Source organism: Kosakonia sp. H7A, assembly GCF_003028445.1.
GTDB classification, from domain to species: domain Bacteria; phylum Pseudomonadota; class Gammaproteobacteria; order Enterobacterales; family Enterobacteriaceae; genus Kosakonia; species Kosakonia radicincitans.
Map to the genome: position 1 here is coordinate 249,202 of NZ_PYTZ01000005.1, position 15,640 is coordinate 264,841.

Genomic DNA, 15,640 nt, shown 5'->3' on the forward strand with positions numbered 1-15,640 from the left:
TGGGTCATCGTTTACTTTCCGGGGCGTTGCGCCGTAGTATGACGGCTTGTTTCCAGGTTGTTAGCGCGAGATTATGCGATTTTCTAGCTTTATCATCGGATTGACCACTAGTATAGCCCTGACTGCTCAGGCCGCGAATGTTGACGAATATATTAATCAACTTCCGGACGGCGCGAATTTAGCACTGATGGTTCAAAAGGTAGGCGCGCAGGCGCCCGAGATTGATTACCACGGTAAGCAAATGGCGCTTCCCGCGAGTACGCAAAAGGTGATCACCGCACTGGCGGCACTTTTGCAACTCGGGCCGGACTTTCGCTTTACAACCACGCTGGAAAGCAAAGGTTCTGTCGAGAATGGGGTATTAAAAGGCGACTTAATTGCACGATTTGGCGGCGATCCGACGTTAAAACGCCAGGATGTTCGCAATATGATTAACGCTCTGAAAAAGTCAGGCGTGCAGAAAATCGAGGGTAATGTACTGATTGATACTTCCATTTTCGCCAGCCACGATAAAGCCCCGGGCTGGCCCTGGAATGATATGACGCAGTGCTTTAGCGCTCCCCCGGCTGCGGCGATTATCGATCGAAACTGCTTCTCTATATCACTTTATAGTGCGCAAAAACCAGGCGATCTGGCCTATATCCGTATCGCCTCTTACTACCCGGTCAATATGTTCAGCCAGGTTCGCACCCTCGCGCGTGGTTCATCAGAAGCACAATATTGTGAACTCGACGTTGTGCCCGGCGATTTAAACCGCTTCACACTCACCGGCTGCCTGCCACAACGAGCAGACCCACTCCCGCTGGCTTTCGCCATCCAGGACGGTGCCAGCTATGCTGGTGCCATTATTAAAGACGAACTCAAAACCGCAGGCATCACTTACACCGGCACACTGCTGCGACAAACGCTGGAAAACCAGCCAGGCACGGTGATCGCCAGTAAGCAATCTGCCCCATTACACGACCTGCTGAAGATCATGCTGAAGAAATCGGACAATATGATTGCCGATACCGTCTTTCGCATGATCGGACATGCTCGTTTTGGCGTGCCCGGCACCTGGAGAGCGGGCTCAGATGCAGTTCGTCAGATTCTGCGCCAGCAGGCCGGTGTTGATTTGGGAAATACGATTATTGCGGATGGTTCAGGTCTGTCGCGCCATAATCTGCTGGCGCCGTCAACCATGATGCAGGTACTGCAATATATTGCGCAGCATGATACTGAGCTTAATTTTATCTCGATGCTGCCGTTGGCTGGCTATGATGGTTCGCTGCAATACCGTGCGGGTCTGCATGAAGCAGGCGTGGACGGTAAGGTTTCTGCGAAAACCGGGTCATTGCAGGGCGTGTATAACCTGGCCGGATTTATTACTACCGCCAGCGGTCAACGGATGGCTTTTGTGCAGTACCTTTCAGGCTATGCGGTAGAACCTGCGGATCAACGAAACCGTCGTATTCCGTTGGTTCGTTTTGAGAGCCGTTTGTACAAAGATATCTACCAGAACAACTAATAAAAAATGCCGGGGTAGTTCACACTGTCCCGGCATTTCACAGATTACAGCGCCCCGCTAAACCGGGGCGTTTCAGGTATTAACGCTTGTAGATGAACTCGACACCTTCTTCGTCGTCTTCGTCCCAGTCGTCATCCCACTCTTCATCATCTTCAGCAACCGCTTCAGCATCTTCGAGTTGTTGGCGATGATAATCATCCCACATAAATTCAACTTTCTCAGGCTGCTGTTCTTCCTGTGCCTGCGCGATCGGGTTTTCAATGATGAACGTCATCACGTCCCAGCACAGCTCTTTGACGCCCTGCTGGCTGGCAGCAGAAATCAGGTAGAATTTATCTTTCCAGCCCAGTGCTTCAGCGATCGCTTTCGCTTTCTCTTCCGCTTCGGCTTTGTCCATCAGGTCAATCTTGTTGAACACCAGCCAGCGCGGCTTAGAAGCCAGCTTTTCGCTGTATTTTTCCAGTTCACCGACGATAACGCGCGCGTTTTCAGCCGGATCGGAACCATCGATCGGATCGATATCGATCAGATGCAGCAACACACGGCAGCGTTCCAGATGTTTCAGGAAGCGGATACCAAGACCTGCGCCATCGGCAGCCCCTTCAATCAGCCCCGGAATATCAGCAACCACAAAGCTCTTCTCGTTATCCATACGGACAACGCCCAGGCTCGGAACCAGAGTAGTAAACGGATAATCCGCCACTTTCGGTTTTGCAGCAGACACGGCACGAATAAAGGTTGATTTACCCGCATTCGGCATCCCCAGCATTCCCACATCCGCCAGCAGCATCAGCTCTAGTTGCAGATCGCGTTTATCACCCGGTGTACCCATCGTTTTCTGACGCGGAGTACGGTTAACGGATGATTTAAAACGGGTATTGCCCAGACCGTGCCAGCCGCCTTTGGCGACCATCAGACGCTGACCATGTTTGGTCATATCACCCATGGTTTCGCCAGTGCCCTGATCGATAACACGCGTACCAACAGGCACCTTCACGGTGATGTCTTTACCGCGCTTCCCGGTACAATCACGGCTCTGACCGTTCTGACCACGCTCTGCGCGGAAAGATTTTTCAAAACGGTAGTCAATCAGCGTGTTCAGGTTTTCGTCCGCTTCCAGCCAGACATCACCACCATCACCGCCATCGCCGCCGTCAGGGCCACCTTTCGGAATATATTTCTCGCGGCGGAAGCTTACACAGCCGTTACCACCATCGCCCGCCACGACAAGGATCGTAGCTTCATCAACAAACTTCATTTTACTCTCCGTAACTCATTCGCCTGAGCGGGGCACAGTGACGACCACTTCACGACTGCGCCAACGTCCCAGCAGACGATGGCCAATAGCGGAAAACATGGCGCCCGCAACCACGACAAACGCACCGAGATAACCGACCAGGTTTAACATCGGTCTGGCGAAAACATCGGGCCAGGCCATTGATAACACATCTGAAAATAACAACGTAAACAGCGGCGTCAACGTAATCAATGCGCTTACCTGCGCCGCCTGCCAGCGCGCCATTGCTTCCGCCAGCGCACCGTACCCAACCAGCGTATTCAGCCCGCAAAAAATCAGGCAAGCGAGTTGCCATTCGCTCAACTGGAACAGTACACCGGGCTTTGCCAGCGGCAATAATGCTATCGTACATAAAGTGTACAGCAAAAAGAGGATTTGCTGAGACGCCAGTCGACGCAATAATATTTTTTGCGCGACGCCGTAGCTCACCCACACCATTGCCGCACCGACCCCGAAAATAACACCCCAGGTGTAATCGGTCAGTCGGGTAAAAATCTCCACCAGGCTGGTATTGAAAAACATCACCAGACCACTGATTAGCATCAATGCACCAATCACTTGAGTACCACGCATCTTCTCTTTCAGAATAAAGACGCTGGCAATCATCATACCTACGGGAGAAAGCTGACCTATCACCTGCGAGGCCGTCGGGCTGACATACTGCAGGGAAGAGCTGAACAGAATAAAGTTTCCGAACAACCCACCAGTGGCAATAGCCAACAAAATTAACCAACGCGGCTTACGAAACATTTGCAGTGGAGGAAATTTCCTCTTGTAGCCCAGAATCAGGCCGAGGCCGATCCCTGCCATTAAAAAGCGATAAAATACCACCGTAGGCGGCTCCATCACTTCCAGCACCTGCTTCATCGCAATAGGTAGCGCCCCCCAGCACATCGCAGTGATGAGCGCCAGGACGATACCTATGCCTGCCTGCTGTTTCATGCCCGTATTCCCTGCCAGAAATTTTACCGGACTTCTAATGTAAAAAGCCCCGCAACCTGTGCGGGGCTTTCTTCCGTTACCGGGACGCGAAAAACTTATTCAGCAACGATGCTGATAAATTTACGGTTTTTCGGGCCTTTAACTTCGAACTTAACTTTACCGTCAGTCAAAGCGAACAGAGTATGGTCACGGCCGCAACCTACGTTAGGGCCAGCATGGAACTTGGTGCCACGCTGACGAACGATAATGCTACCTGCCAGAACTGCTTCTCCGCCAAAGCGTTTTACGCCCAGACGTTTAGCTTCTGAATCGCGACCGTTACGAGTTGAGCCGCCAGCCTTTTTATGTGCCATTTAAATCTACTCCTCAGGTCTTAGGCGCTGATGCCAGTAATTTTCACATCAGTGAACCACTGACGATGGCCCTGCTGCTTACGATAGTGTTTACGACGACGAAACTTAACGATTTTAACTTTCTCGCCACGACCGTGAGCAACAACTTCAGCTTTGATTAGGCCGCCATCAACGAAAGGAACGCCGATTTTGACTTCTTCACCGTTTGCGATCATCAGAACTTCAGCAAATTCAACAGATTCGCCAGTTGCGATGTCCAGCTTTTCCAGGCGAATGGTCTGACCTTCGCTTACTCGGTGTTGTTTACCACCACTTTGGAAAACCGCGTACATATAAAACTCCGCTTCCGCGCACATATTCTGATCAATCAGAGTGCGCTATAAATATTCACAATAGGGCGCGAATATTACGCAAATCGCGAGCCTTTGACAAGAGAGATCGTCACTCAACGAAGAAAAAAAACACAACTTGTAAGGTATCGTTTATCTGGCGCGTTTTTACAGTACAATCAACAATACTATTCTAACCCGTAACCCTTTGTTATCCCATTTTGATATGTGGTAAACAGGACTGAAAGCCCGGCTTTTGCGATGAATTTAGAAAAAATCAATGAGTTAACCGCGCAAGATATGGCGGGTGTGAATGCGACGATCCTGCAACAACTCAACTCGGATGTTCAGTTAATTAACCAGTTGGGTTATTACATCGTAAGCGGCGGTGGCAAACGCATCCGCCCAATGATAGCAGTACTGGCGGCGCGCGCCGTTGGATATGAAGGCAATTCACACATCACGATCGCAGCGCTGATCGAATTTATTCACACTGCGACACTTCTGCATGACGATGTTGTGGATGAATCTGACATGCGTCGCGGCAAAGCGACAGCCAATGCCGCATTTGGTAATGCAGCCAGCGTGCTGGTCGGGGATTTTATCTATACTCGCGCTTTTCAGATGATGACCAGTCTCGGTTCGCTGAGGGTGCTGGAACTGATGTCAGAAGCCGTGAACGTCATTGCCGAAGGTGAAGTGCTGCAATTGATGAACGTCAACGACCCGAACATCACCGAAGAAAACTACATGCGCGTCATCTATAGCAAAACCGCACGTCTGTTTGAAGCGGCGGCGCAGTGTTCCGGTCTGCTGGCCGGCTGCAACGAAGCAGAGGAAAAAGGGTTACAGGATTACGGCCGTTATCTGGGAACCGCATTCCAGTTGATCGACGACTTGCTGGATTACAGCGCTGATGGCGAGACATTAGGTAAAAACACCGGTGATGACCTGAACGAGGGGAAACCGACGTTGCCACTGTTGCATGCTATGCATCACGGTACTCCGGAACAGGCGCAGATGATTCGCGAAGCCATTGAGCAAGGTAATGGTCGGCATCTTCTGGAACCTGTACTGGAAGCAATGGCAGCTTGCGGCTCACTGGAGTGGACTCGTCGTCGCGCCGAAGAGGAAGCGGATAAAGCGATTTCTGCTCTACAGGTTCTGCCTGATACCCCATGGAGAGAGGCACTGATCGGCCTGGCCCATATCGCGGTGCAGCGCGATCGTTAATCCTTCCAGATTCCCGCGCTTTGTCGCGGGAAAGTTCTTGTAAGTTTCCATAAATAAATCAAAACCTTTCAAATCACCTGACATCATTGCTTTGTCAAAATCCTAAAACACAAAATATACATGAACTTTTTAGAACAAAAATTCCTGTATGAGTATAGTAAGTATCACAAAAGGATTGGTATCAACTTCTATCAGGGAGATGTTATGGAAACGAAATTTATCGACTGGCATCAAGCCGATATTATTGCAGGGCTGCGTAAAAAAGGGACATCGCTGGCCGCAGAATCGCGAAAAAACGGGTTAAGCTCATCCACCCTTGCGAATGCATTGACCCGTTCCTGGCCGAAAGGAGAGTTGATTATCGCCAGGGCGCTGGGAACAGAGCCGTGGGTAATATGGCCATCGCGCTATTACGATCCCGTCACGCATGCTTTTATTGATAAAACAAAGCTGATGCGCAAAAAGCGCGGCGATAAGTAAGTAAAACCGGCCAGTAAAAAAGGGAGCAGAGGCTCCCTTTTTTGTCGCTAACTGTCGCTTACTCGCCTTTAACGCGCTCGATGTTTGCACCGAGAGCGCTGAGCTTATCTTCAATGCGTTCATAGCCGCGATCGATATGATAGATACGATCGACGATGGTTGTCCCTTCAGCAATACACCCCGCGAGCACCAGGCTTGCGGAAGCACGCAGATCGGTCGCCATTACCTGAGCGCCGGAGAGAACTTCTACCCCGTGGCAAATCGCCGTATTGCTTTCGATTTCCGCATGCGCGCCCATGCGGATCAGCTCCGGAATGTGCATGAAACGGTTTTCGAAAATGGTTTCAGTGATGACGCCGGTTCCTTCAGCGACCAGATTCAGCAGCGTAAATTGCGCCTGCATGTCGGTCGGGAACCCCGGATGCGGCGCAGTCCGCACATTCACTGCTTTCGGGCGTTTGCCGTGCATATCGAGGCTAATCCAGTCTTCACCGACCTCGATTTCAGCCCCTGCATCACGCAGTTTCGCCAGCACTGCATCCAGCGTATCCGGCTGAGCATTACGACAGACAATTTTGCCGCCGGAGATCGCCGCTGCAACGAGGAAAGTCCCCGTTTCAATACGGTCGGGCAACACGCGATAAACACCACCGCCAAGGCGTTGTACGCCTTCGATAGTAATGCGGTCAGTACCCATACCGGAGATTTTCGCACCAAGCGTGTTGAGGAAGTTTGCCGTATCGACAATTTCCGGCTCGCGGGCAGCATTCTCGATGATGGTTGTACCTTCCGCCAGCGTGGCTGCGGACATAATCGTAACCGTCGCGCCGACGCTCACTTTATCCATCACAATATGTGCGCCTTTCAGGCGGCCATTGACAGAGGCTTTTACATAACCCTCTTCCAGTTTGATCTCGGCCCCCAACTGCTCCAGGCCGGTAATGTGCAAATCAACCGGACGCGCGCCGATTGCACAACCACCTGGCAGTGAAACCTGCCCCTGGCCGAAACGGGCAACCAGCGGCCCCAGCGCCCAAATAGAGGCACGCATGGTTTTCACCAGATCGTACGGCGCGCAGAACACATTCACTTTGCTGGCGTCGATCCATACGGACCCATTACGCTCCACCTTCGTACCCAGTTGGCTCAGCAGCTTCATGGTGGTGTCGATATCTTTCAGTTTCGGAACGTTGCGGATTTCGACCGGTTCTTCTGCCAGCAGGGCGGCAAAGAGGATCGGCAGTGCGGCATTTTTCGCACCTGAAATTGTCACTTCGCCCTGGAGACGCGTTGGCCCCTGTACACGAAACTTATCCATTCATCTGATCTCTGTTAAGAATTCACACGCGCAGCGGGACGAGCCCCACCTACGCTCAAAAGCCGTTTAATTTGCGATCGCGAGCCCACTCTTGCGGTGTATACGCTTTGATCGACAGGGCATGAATACGGTTATCCGCGATGTATTCCATCAGCGGGCCATAGATGGTTTGTTGTTTCTTTACCCGGCTCATGCCGTCAAAAATCTCACCCACAGCGACAACCTGAAAGTGGCTGCCATCGCCAGTGACGTGGGCTTCCTGGAGAGAGAGTGCGTTCATAAGCACTGTCTGGATTTCATGATTTTCCATGGGTGTAAATATCATCTGATAGTGAAAACAGTCACACATCTTAGAGGAAAGTGACGCGGTCTTAAACAAGCAAAAAGCCCCATCAATATAAAGGATGGGGCTTTAGATAGTAACGCTTTGAAAAAATTAGCGAGGGAGTATATCCTCGGGCAGGTTATACAGTGCTGCGAGCGTTGTGACATTATCGCTCATACCAGCCAACGAAATAGCGGTGCCCTGCTTTTTCCCCTCAGCGATAAGATGAATCAATAAAGCGACACCAGCCGTATCAACACGAGTTACGCCCTGTAAATCGATGCACGTTACACCTTTCATTGCCTCGACGCGTGCATTATACAGCGGGTTGAGGACATCCTGGTCCAGTTCCCCATGCAACGTCAGGCTTTCACCCTCGCGCGACCAGCTGAGCTGCGGCGTCATTGTTTCTTCTCGTCCAGGGTAATTTTCTGGCGGGAAATAGACTGCAATTCCGCAGTCAGACCATCGATACCTTTCGTACGCAGCAGATCGCTCCACTCATTCTGTTTAGTGGTGATCATGCTGACCCCTTCGGCAATCATGTCGAAGGCCTGCCAGTTTCCGGTCTGCGTGTTTTTACGCCACTGGAAATCCAGTCGCACAGGCGGACGGCCGTTCGGATCAATGATGGTTACGCGGATCGGCACAATCGTGGCATCGCCCAGCGGCTGTTCCGGTGCAATCTGATAAGTCTGGCCGTGATACATCGCCAGCGCCTGGCCATAAGCCTGTTTCAGATACTCGCGGAAAGCGGCGAAATACGCGTCGCGCTGCGCCGGCGTAGCTTCTTTATAGTAACGACCCAGCACCAACGCACCAGCATACTTCACCTGTACATACGGCAGCAGTTCCTGATCGACGACATCACGCAAGTAGTCCGGGTTAGCGCGGATCTGCGGTTGCTCATTTTTGAGGCGATCGAACGTTTTCTGCGCCGCATCTTTCATTGCAGCATACGGGTTGCTTTGATCGGCAGCGACTGCCGCACCCAGCGGCGCCACTACCAACAGGGCAACCATTAATAAGCGTTTAAACATAACTCGATTCTCCTCTTAATTCGTCTGACCAGCAGACGGTGCGGCTTGAGTATTCCCTTCACCATGCGCTACCGCATCGCCTGAATTCTTATTGTCACCGCCTTTACTGTTGTAAAGGAATTGTCCGATGAGATCCTCAAGCACTATCGCGGACTTGGTGTCCTGAATTGTGCTGCCATCTTTAAGCATCGAGGTTCCCATTTCTGGATCGTCAAACCCGACATTCAACGCCAGATACTGTTCCCCCAGCAAACCCGACGTACGGATAGCCAGCGAACTGGTATCCGGGATCTGGTTGTAACGATCTTCGATATCCAGCGCCACGCGCGGCAGATAGGTTTTAGGATCGAGGGAGATATCAGCAACGCGACCAATCACTACCCCACCAATGCGGACCGGCGAGCGCGCTTTCAGGCCGCCGATATTGTCGAATGTCGCGTAAACGCGGTAGGTCGGTTCAGTACGCATTGACGTGACATCCGCCGCCTTCAGGCAGATGAAGAGTGCAGCCAGCAGCGCCAGCACCAGAAAAACACCTACCCAGATTTCACTTTTTTTCGTTTGCATGAACTCAATTCCCAAACATCAATGCGGTGAGCACAAAATCAAGACCGAGTACGGCCAGCGAGGAGTGCACAACGGTGCGCGTTGTCGCACGGCTAATCCCGGCAGAAGTCGGGATTGCATCGTAACCGTTAAACAACGCAATCCAGGTTACGGTAATAGCAAAGACCACGCTTTTTATCAGGCAGTTAACCAGGTCCCGCCGCAGTTCAACGGCGTTTTGCATCGCCGTCCAGAAAAAGCCGCTATCAATACCTTTCCAGTTAACCCCAACCAGCGAACCGCCCCAAATCCCGACCGCGACAAAAATGATCGTCAGCAGCGGCAGCGAGATAACACCAGCCCAAAAACGGGGAGAAATCACGCGACGTAACGGATCAACCGCCATCATCTCCAGGCTGGAGATCTGCTCAGTAGCGCGCATCAGGCCAATCTCGGCCGTCAACGCAGAACCCGCGCGGCCGGCAAACAGCAGTGCAGCAACCACCGGCCCCAATTCACGCAGCAGCGACAGCGCCACCAGCATGCCAAGGCTCGTTTCTGCGCTGTAAGTCGTCAGCACCAGATAACCCTGCAGGCCGAGCACCATACCAATAAACACGCCGGAGACAATAATGATGAGCATGGATAACACGCCGACGTTATAAAGCTGGCGAACCAGCAACGGCGCATGCTTACGGAATTCTGGCTTGCCAATCACCGCGTTGAACAACATCAAACCGGCACGCCCAAATGTGGCGATCGTTTTGATGCCGCGATGTCCTAGCGCCGCCAGTGCATTTAACAGCATGAGCGTCTTAACTCCCTGAATCTAATAAATCGAGCTGGTAATCACCAGCCGGATAGCGGAACGGCACCGGGCCATCGGCAATGCCATCAAGGAACTGACGCACGCGAGGATCGCTATTTTCCTGTAACCCCTGCGCACTACCGTGGGCAATGATCTTACGGTCAGCCACGATGTAGGCATAATCAGCAATGCTCAGCACTTCAGGCACATCATGAGAAACCACGATGCATGTGACGCCAAGCGCGCTATTGAGTTCAGAAATTAATTTTACCAGCACGCCCATAGTGATTGGATCCTGACCAACAAACGGCTCATCGAACATGATCAGATCCGGCTCCAGCGCGATAGCGCGCGCCAGCGCAGCACGTCGCGCCATGCCACCAGAGAGCTCCGAAGGCATCAGCCATGCGGCGCCGCGCAAACCGACGGCTTCCAGCTTCATCATCACCGTGCTGTGCAATAGCGGCGCGGGCAGATGCGTATGCTCACGCAAGGGATAAGCAACGTTGTCAAAAACGTTCATATCCGTGAACAGCGCGCCAGACTGGAACAGCATGCTCATTCGTTTACGTACGGTAAAAAGACGCGAACGGCTCATTGCCGGCACGTTCTCGCCATCAAACAATATCTCGCCTTTGTCTGGCGGGATCTGGCCGCCAATCAAGCGCAGCAGCGTTGTTTTGCCGATCCCCGACGGCCCCATGATCGCGGTGATCTTACCGCGCGGTACCGTCAGTGAAATATTGTCGAAGATGGATCGATTGCCGCGGGAAAAACTCACGCCACGGACATCGACCAGATTCGCCACAGTCTGGCTCATTTTCTTTTCCTTTCGACCTTATCGGATATAAGCATGACGCTTGCTAACATCTAAAACCCAATATTTTTACAGAATATTACCCGCGGAGGTTAGCGAAAGCTGGCATTTGTTTTACTTTTGAGCCGCATAAAGTCAAAATTAGGAATCATTACGCTATGCGTAACGTCCGGTTTCGCACGACATGGCGGCCTGCAAACCGGCAGAATTATACCTTAAGAAAGGACGTTAGATGCTTTTAGCCACGGCGCTATTGATAATTGGTTTACTCCTGGTGGTCTACAGCGCCGATCGTCTGGTGTTCGCAGCTTCGATACTTTGCCGGGCATTAGGCGTACCCCCTTTAATCATCGGGATGACCGTTGTCAGTATCGGCACGTCATTACCAGAAATTATCACCTCGGTTGCAGCCTCCTTTCATGGCCAGCTTGATCTGGCTATCGGTACCGCCATCGGCTCCAACATTACCAATATCTTATTGATTCTCGGCGTCGCGGCGCTGCTGCACCCTTTTACCGTGCATTCCGATATTCTGCGTCGAGAATTACCGCTAACCTTGTTAGCCAGCTTGCTGGCTGGCGCTGTGCTTTACGATGGGCAGCTAACGCGCGTAGATGGCATTATTTTACTGTTATTAGCCGTGCTATGGCTGGTGTTCATTGTTAAAATTGCCCGCCACGCCGAGCGTCAGGGCAATGATAGCCTGACACGCGAGCAACTGGCTGAATTGCCACGCGATGGCACGCTCTCTGTCGCCTGCCTGTGGCTGGGCGTCGCGCTGATTATTATGCCGATGGCAACACGCATGGTGGTGGATAACGCCACCGTGGTGGCGAACTATTTTGCGATCAGCGAACTCACCATTGGCCTGACGGTTATTGCCATCGGCACCGGGCTTCCGGAACTGGCAACAGCCATTGCGGGAGCACGCAAGGGGGAAGACGATATTGCTATAGGCAATATCATTGGCTCCAACATTTTTAATATTGCTATCGTGCTTGGCTTGCCCGCGCTGATTGCGCCGGGCACGTTTAACCCGATGGCTTTTACGCGTGATTATGGCGTGATGCTACTGGTCAGCGCCATTTTTGCCCTTACCTGCTGGAAACGTAAGCAGATCAGTAAGGGCGTGGGCGCGCTGCTGTTTAGCGGGTTTATCGTATGGCTGGCGATGCTGTACTGGCTGTCGCCGCTTTTGACTGGATAATCGGATACGCATTATGTCGCAAATAGATTTGCAGCCGGGTTTTGACTTTCAACAAGCAGGCAAAGACGTCCTCGAGATTGAACGTGAAGGCCTCGCACAGCTTGATCAATACATCAACCATGACTTCGCCCAGGCGTGCGAGAAAATGTTCTATTGCGCCGGCAAAGTAGTGGTGATGGGGATGGGAAAATCTGGCCATATCGGCAGAAAAATGGCGGCCACATTCGCCAGCACGGGTACCCCTTCCTTTTTTGTCCATCCCGGCGAGGCGGCTCATGGCGATCTGGGTATGGTCAGCCCGCAGGATGTGGTGATCGCCCTGTCTAACTCTGGCGAATCAAACGAAATACTGGCGCTGATCCCGGTACTGAAACGGCTAAAAGTTTCGCTGATCTGTATGACCAGCCGCCCGGAAAGCAGTATGGCGCGCGCGGCGGATATTCATCTCTGCGTGAAGGTGCCTAAAGAAGCCTGCCCGCTTGGCCTGGCGCCGACTTCCAGTACCACAGCCGCGTTGGTCATGGGTGATGCGCTGGCGGTTGCGCTATTGAAAGCGCGTGGGTTTACCGCAGAGGATTTCGCCCTTTCTCACCCTGGCGGCGCGCTGGGACGCAAGCTGTTGTTGCGCGTCAACGATATCATGCACACCGGCGATGAGATCCCGCATGTCAGCAAGGCCGCCAGTTTGCGCGATGCGCTGCTGGAGATCACACGCAAAAATTTAGGTATGACGGTGATCTGCGACGATCTGATGAAGATCGAAGGCATTTTTACCGACGGCGACTTACGTCGCGTGTTTGATATGGGCGGAGATGTACGCAACATGGGTATTGCTGACGTGATGACACCGGGCGGCATTCGCGTACGGCCTAATACGCTTGCGGTTGATGCGCTGAACCTGATGCAGTCCCGCCACATTACCTCGGTGATGGTTGCCGATGGCGACCAGTTGCTGGGTGTGTTACATATGCATGATTTGCTGCGCGCTGGCGTAGTGTAAAGAAGGACATCAGAATGAGTAATGCTGGCGCGTCGCTTCCAACCTGTTATGGGCCGGTTAGCGCGCAAGTCATGAGTAAAGCGGAAAAAATTCGCCTGCTGATCCTCGATGTGGACGGCGTGCTATCCGATGGCCTCATCTATATGGGCAACAATGGGGAAGAGCTAAAAGCGTTTAACGTTCGCGATGGCTACGGGATCCGCTGTGCATTAACTTCCGGCATTGAGATCGCCATTATTACCGGTCGAAAAGCTAAACTGGTAGAAGATCGTTGTGAAACCCTGAAGATTAAGCACCTGTATCAGGGACAGTCGGATAAACTACTGGCCTACCATGAATTACTGGCCAGGCTGGCGCTAACGCCGGAGCAGGTTGCCTATGTGGGTGATGATTTAATTGACTGGCCGGTGATGGCCGAAATTGGTCTAAGCATTGCCGTCGCCGATGCGCATCCCTTGCTGCTTCCGCGTGCCGATTATGTTACGCGCATCAATGGAGGCCGCGGCGCAGTCCGTGAAGTGTGTGATTTGTTGCTGCTGGCGCAGGGCAAGCTGGATGAGGCCAAAGGGCAATCGATATGAGTAAAACCAGACGTTGGGTCATTATTCTACTGGCGCTGGTCGCTTTGGTACTGATTGGTATTAACCTGACCTCTCAGGATGAACCTGAACAAACCACAACTGACGACAAAGCGCCAACCTACACCAGCAAACACACCGACACGGTGGTTTATAGCCCGGAAGGTGCGCTCAACTACCGCTTGATTGCGCAAAATGTCGAATACTACTCCGTCGATGGCGTGAGTTGGTACGCGAAACCGGTGCTGACAACCTTTGACCAGAACAAAATACCGACCTGGTCAATTAAGTCAGATAAAGCGAAATTAACAAGCGACAGAATGCTTTACCTTTACGGACATGTTGAGGTCAACGCATTGACAGCAGATGCACAGCTACGAAAAATCACCACGGATAACGCCCAGATCAATCTGGTAACGCAGGATGTTACTTCCGATGATCAGGTAACATTGTACGGAACAACATTTAATTCCACCGGCCTGAAAATGCGCGGCAACTTACGCAGCAAAAACGCCGAGCTGATTGAAAAGGTTAGAAGCTCCTATGAAATTCAAAACAAACAAACTCAGCCTTAACCTGGTTCTTGCCAGTACGCTTTTTGCCGCTGCGCTTCCGGCTTTTGCCGTGACCGGTGATACCGAACAGCCGATCCATATCGACTCCGATCAGCAGTCGCTGGATATGCAGGGCAATATTGTCACCTTCACCGGCAATGTCGTGGTGACGCAGGGAACCATTAAAATCAACGCCGATAAAGTGGTGGTGACGCGTCCGGGCGGCCAGCAAGGCAAAGAGATCATTGATGGTTATGGCAACCCGGCTACGTTTTATCAGATGCAGGACAACGGCAAACCGGTGAAAGGCCACGCTTTACAGATGCACTACGAGCTGGAAAAAGATTTTGTCGTGCTGACCGGTAAGGCCTATCTCGAGCAGCTGGACAGCAACATCACAGGCGACAAGATCACCTACCTGGTGAAAGAGCAGAAAATGCAGGCGTTCAGCGACAAAGGTAAACGCGTCACCACCGTACTGGTGCCGTCGCAGTTGCAGGACAAGGGCAACACCCAAACCCCGGCTCCTAAGAAGAGTAACTAATTCGTTATGGCAACATTAACTGCAAAGAATCTCGCGAAAGCCTATAAGGGTCGCCGCGTGGTTGAAGACGTCAGCCTGACCGTTAACTCTGGCGAAATTGTTGGGCTACTTGGCCCTAACGGCGCAGGGAAAACGACCACCTTCTATATGGTGGTCGGGATTGTTCCGCGTGACGCGGGCAATATCATTATTGATGACGACGATATCAGCTTACTGCCACTGCATGCGCGCGCACGTCGCGGCATCGGTTATTTGCCGCAGGAAGCGTCTATTTTTCGTCGTTTGAGCGTGTACGACAACCTGATGGCGGTGCTTCAGATCCGTGACGATCTGACTTCCGAACAGCGCGAGGATCGCGCTAACGAGTTGATGGAAGAGTTCCATATTGAGCATCTGCGCGACAATATGGGACAGTCCCTTTCCGGTGGTGAACGTCGCCGCGTTGAAATTGCGCGCGCACTGGCGGCAAATCCTAAATTTATCTTGCTGGATGAACCCTTTGCGGGCGTCGATCCTATTTCGGTTATCGACATCAAACGCATCATTGAACACTTACGTGACAGTGGGTTAGGCGTGTTAATTACTGATCACAATGTTCGCGAAACGCTGGCGGTGTGTGAACGTGCTTATATCGTCAGCCAGGGGCATTTAATTGCTCATGGTACACCGCAGCAAATCCTTGAAGACGAACACGTTAAGCGCGTATATCTTGGGGAAGACTTCAGACTCTGATAGGGTAGAGTTTATTGAGGTATTTTGGCG

General features: G+C 52.1%; 20 protein-coding genes. 9 read left to right on the top strand and 11 right to left on the bottom strand.

All coding sequences use genetic code 11. The features are described from left to right. Positions 1-73 precede the first annotated feature (73 nt). Positions 74-1,507 carry a serine-type D-Ala-D-Ala carboxypeptidase gene (gene dacB, locus CWM66_RS18285; protein ID WP_035887962.1) on the top strand — a complete coding sequence of 478 codons (1,434 nt, stop codon included), beginning with the start codon at positions 74-76 and terminating at the stop codon, positions 1,505-1,507. Between the two features lie 79 nt (positions 1,508-1,586). Here dacB and cgtA read toward each other — a convergent pair whose 3' ends face one another. The 4 genes from cgtA to rplU all read right to left on the bottom strand — a co-directional run bounded on the left by cgtA (position 1,587) and on the right by rplU (position 4,431). Beyond that, on the bottom strand, positions 1,587-2,765 hold the full coding sequence (cgtA, locus tag CWM66_RS18290) for an Obg family GTPase CgtA (protein WP_007369916.1): 1,179 nt from the start codon (positions 2,763-2,765) through the stop codon (positions 1,587-1,589). Positions 2,766-2,780: 15 nt separating this feature from the next. Further along, a complete protein-coding gene (locus CWM66_RS18295; RefSeq protein ID WP_007369915.1) occupies positions 2,781-3,746 on the bottom strand; it encodes a DMT family transporter in 966 nt (321 codons plus the stop codon). 95 nt (positions 3,747-3,841) lie between these two features. Then, on the bottom strand, positions 3,842-4,099 hold the full coding sequence (gene rpmA, locus CWM66_RS18300; protein WP_035887967.1) for a 50S ribosomal protein L27: 258 nt from the start codon (positions 4,097-4,099) through the stop codon (positions 3,842-3,844). A gap of 20 nt (positions 4,100-4,119) precedes the next feature. Further along, complete coding sequence (gene rplU, locus CWM66_RS18305; RefSeq protein WP_007369913.1) at positions 4,120-4,431, bottom strand: 50S ribosomal protein L21; 312 nt, start codon at positions 4,429-4,431, stop codon at positions 4,120-4,122. Positions 4,432-4,689: 258 nt separating this feature from the next. Here rplU and ispB point away from each other — a divergent pair, with 258 nt between their 5' ends. Together ispB and sfsB are read left to right on the top strand one after the other, a co-directional pair. Beyond that, a complete protein-coding gene (gene ispB, locus CWM66_RS18310; protein WP_007369912.1) occupies positions 4,690-5,661 on the top strand; it encodes an octaprenyl diphosphate synthase in 972 nt (323 codons plus the stop codon). A 204-nt stretch (positions 5,662-5,865) separates the two neighbouring features. After that, complete coding sequence (gene sfsB / locus CWM66_RS18315; protein WP_007369911.1) at positions 5,866-6,141, top strand: DNA-binding transcriptional regulator SfsB; 276 nt, start codon at positions 5,866-5,868, stop codon at positions 6,139-6,141. A gap of 58 nt (positions 6,142-6,199) precedes the next feature. Here the strand turns inward: sfsB and murA are convergent, their stop codons facing one another. From murA to mlaF, 7 genes are all read right to left on the bottom strand, one after another. Next, positions 6,200-7,459 carry a UDP-N-acetylglucosamine 1-carboxyvinyltransferase gene (murA, locus tag CWM66_RS18320; RefSeq protein ID WP_007369910.1) on the bottom strand — a complete coding sequence of 420 codons (1,260 nt, stop codon included), beginning with the start codon at positions 7,457-7,459 and terminating at the stop codon, positions 6,200-6,202. 55 nt (positions 7,460-7,514) lie between these two features. Then, on the bottom strand, positions 7,515-7,769 hold the full coding sequence (gene ibaG, locus CWM66_RS18325) for a BolA family iron metabolism protein IbaG (protein WP_007369909.1): 255 nt from the start codon (positions 7,767-7,769) through the stop codon (positions 7,515-7,517). Positions 7,770-7,895: 126 nt separating this feature from the next. Then, entirely contained in the window at positions 7,896-8,189 is a 294-nt protein-coding gene (mlaB, locus tag CWM66_RS18330; RefSeq protein WP_035887968.1) for a lipid asymmetry maintenance protein MlaB, read from the bottom strand. Then, entirely contained in the window at positions 8,186-8,824 is a 639-nt protein-coding gene (gene mlaC / locus CWM66_RS18335) for a phospholipid-binding protein MlaC (RefSeq protein WP_007369907.1), read from the bottom strand. The genes mlaB and mlaC overlap by 4 nt, the downstream gene beginning before the upstream one ends. 15 nt (positions 8,825-8,839) lie before the next feature. Next, the gene (gene mlaD, locus CWM66_RS18340) at positions 8,840-9,391 is read right to left on the bottom strand and encodes an outer membrane lipid asymmetry maintenance protein MlaD (protein WP_007369906.1); all 552 of its coding nucleotides are present in this window, start codon (positions 9,389-9,391) and stop codon (positions 8,840-8,842) included. Positions 9,392-9,395: 4 nt separating this feature from the next. Continuing rightward, positions 9,396-10,178, bottom strand: a complete 783-nt coding sequence (gene mlaE, locus CWM66_RS18345; protein ID WP_007369905.1) for a lipid asymmetry maintenance ABC transporter permease subunit MlaE — start codon at positions 10,176-10,178, stop codon at positions 9,396-9,398. 7 nt (positions 10,179-10,185) lie between these two features. Beyond that, entirely contained in the window at positions 10,186-10,998 is an 813-nt protein-coding gene (mlaF, locus tag CWM66_RS18350; protein ID WP_043956383.1) for a phospholipid ABC transporter ATP-binding protein MlaF, read from the bottom strand. A gap of 229 nt (positions 10,999-11,227) precedes the next feature. On the opposite strand from mlaF, the gene CWM66_RS18355 reads away from it, so the two are divergent. From CWM66_RS18355 to lptB, 6 genes are read left to right on the top strand one after another with little or no spacing between them, the layout of a single operon-like run. Continuing rightward, positions 11,228-12,202, top strand: a complete 975-nt coding sequence (locus CWM66_RS18355) for a calcium/sodium antiporter (RefSeq protein WP_007369903.1) — start codon at positions 11,228-11,230, stop codon at positions 12,200-12,202. Between the two features lie 13 nt (positions 12,203-12,215). Beyond that, a complete protein-coding gene (gene kdsD, locus CWM66_RS18360) occupies positions 12,216-13,202 on the top strand; it encodes an arabinose-5-phosphate isomerase KdsD (protein ID WP_007369902.1) in 987 nt (328 codons plus the stop codon). A 14-nt stretch (positions 13,203-13,216) separates the two neighbouring features. Then, a complete protein-coding gene (gene kdsC, locus CWM66_RS18365; protein ID WP_007369901.1) occupies positions 13,217-13,783 on the top strand; it encodes a 3-deoxy-manno-octulosonate-8-phosphatase KdsC in 567 nt (188 codons plus the stop codon). Continuing rightward, positions 13,780-14,355, top strand: a complete 576-nt coding sequence (gene lptC / locus CWM66_RS18370) for an LPS export ABC transporter periplasmic protein LptC (protein WP_007369900.1) — start codon at positions 13,780-13,782, stop codon at positions 14,353-14,355. Before kdsC ends, lptC begins: the two co-directional genes overlap by 4 nt. Next, entirely contained in the window at positions 14,324-14,878 is a 555-nt protein-coding gene (lptA, locus tag CWM66_RS18375) for a lipopolysaccharide ABC transporter substrate-binding protein LptA (RefSeq protein ID WP_007369899.1), read from the top strand. Before lptC ends, lptA begins: the two co-directional genes overlap by 32 nt. A 6-nt stretch (positions 14,879-14,884) precedes the next feature. Then, a complete protein-coding gene (lptB, locus tag CWM66_RS18380) occupies positions 14,885-15,610 on the top strand; it encodes an LPS export ABC transporter ATP-binding protein (RefSeq protein ID WP_007369898.1) in 726 nt (241 codons plus the stop codon). Positions 15,611-15,640: the final 30 nt, after the last annotated feature.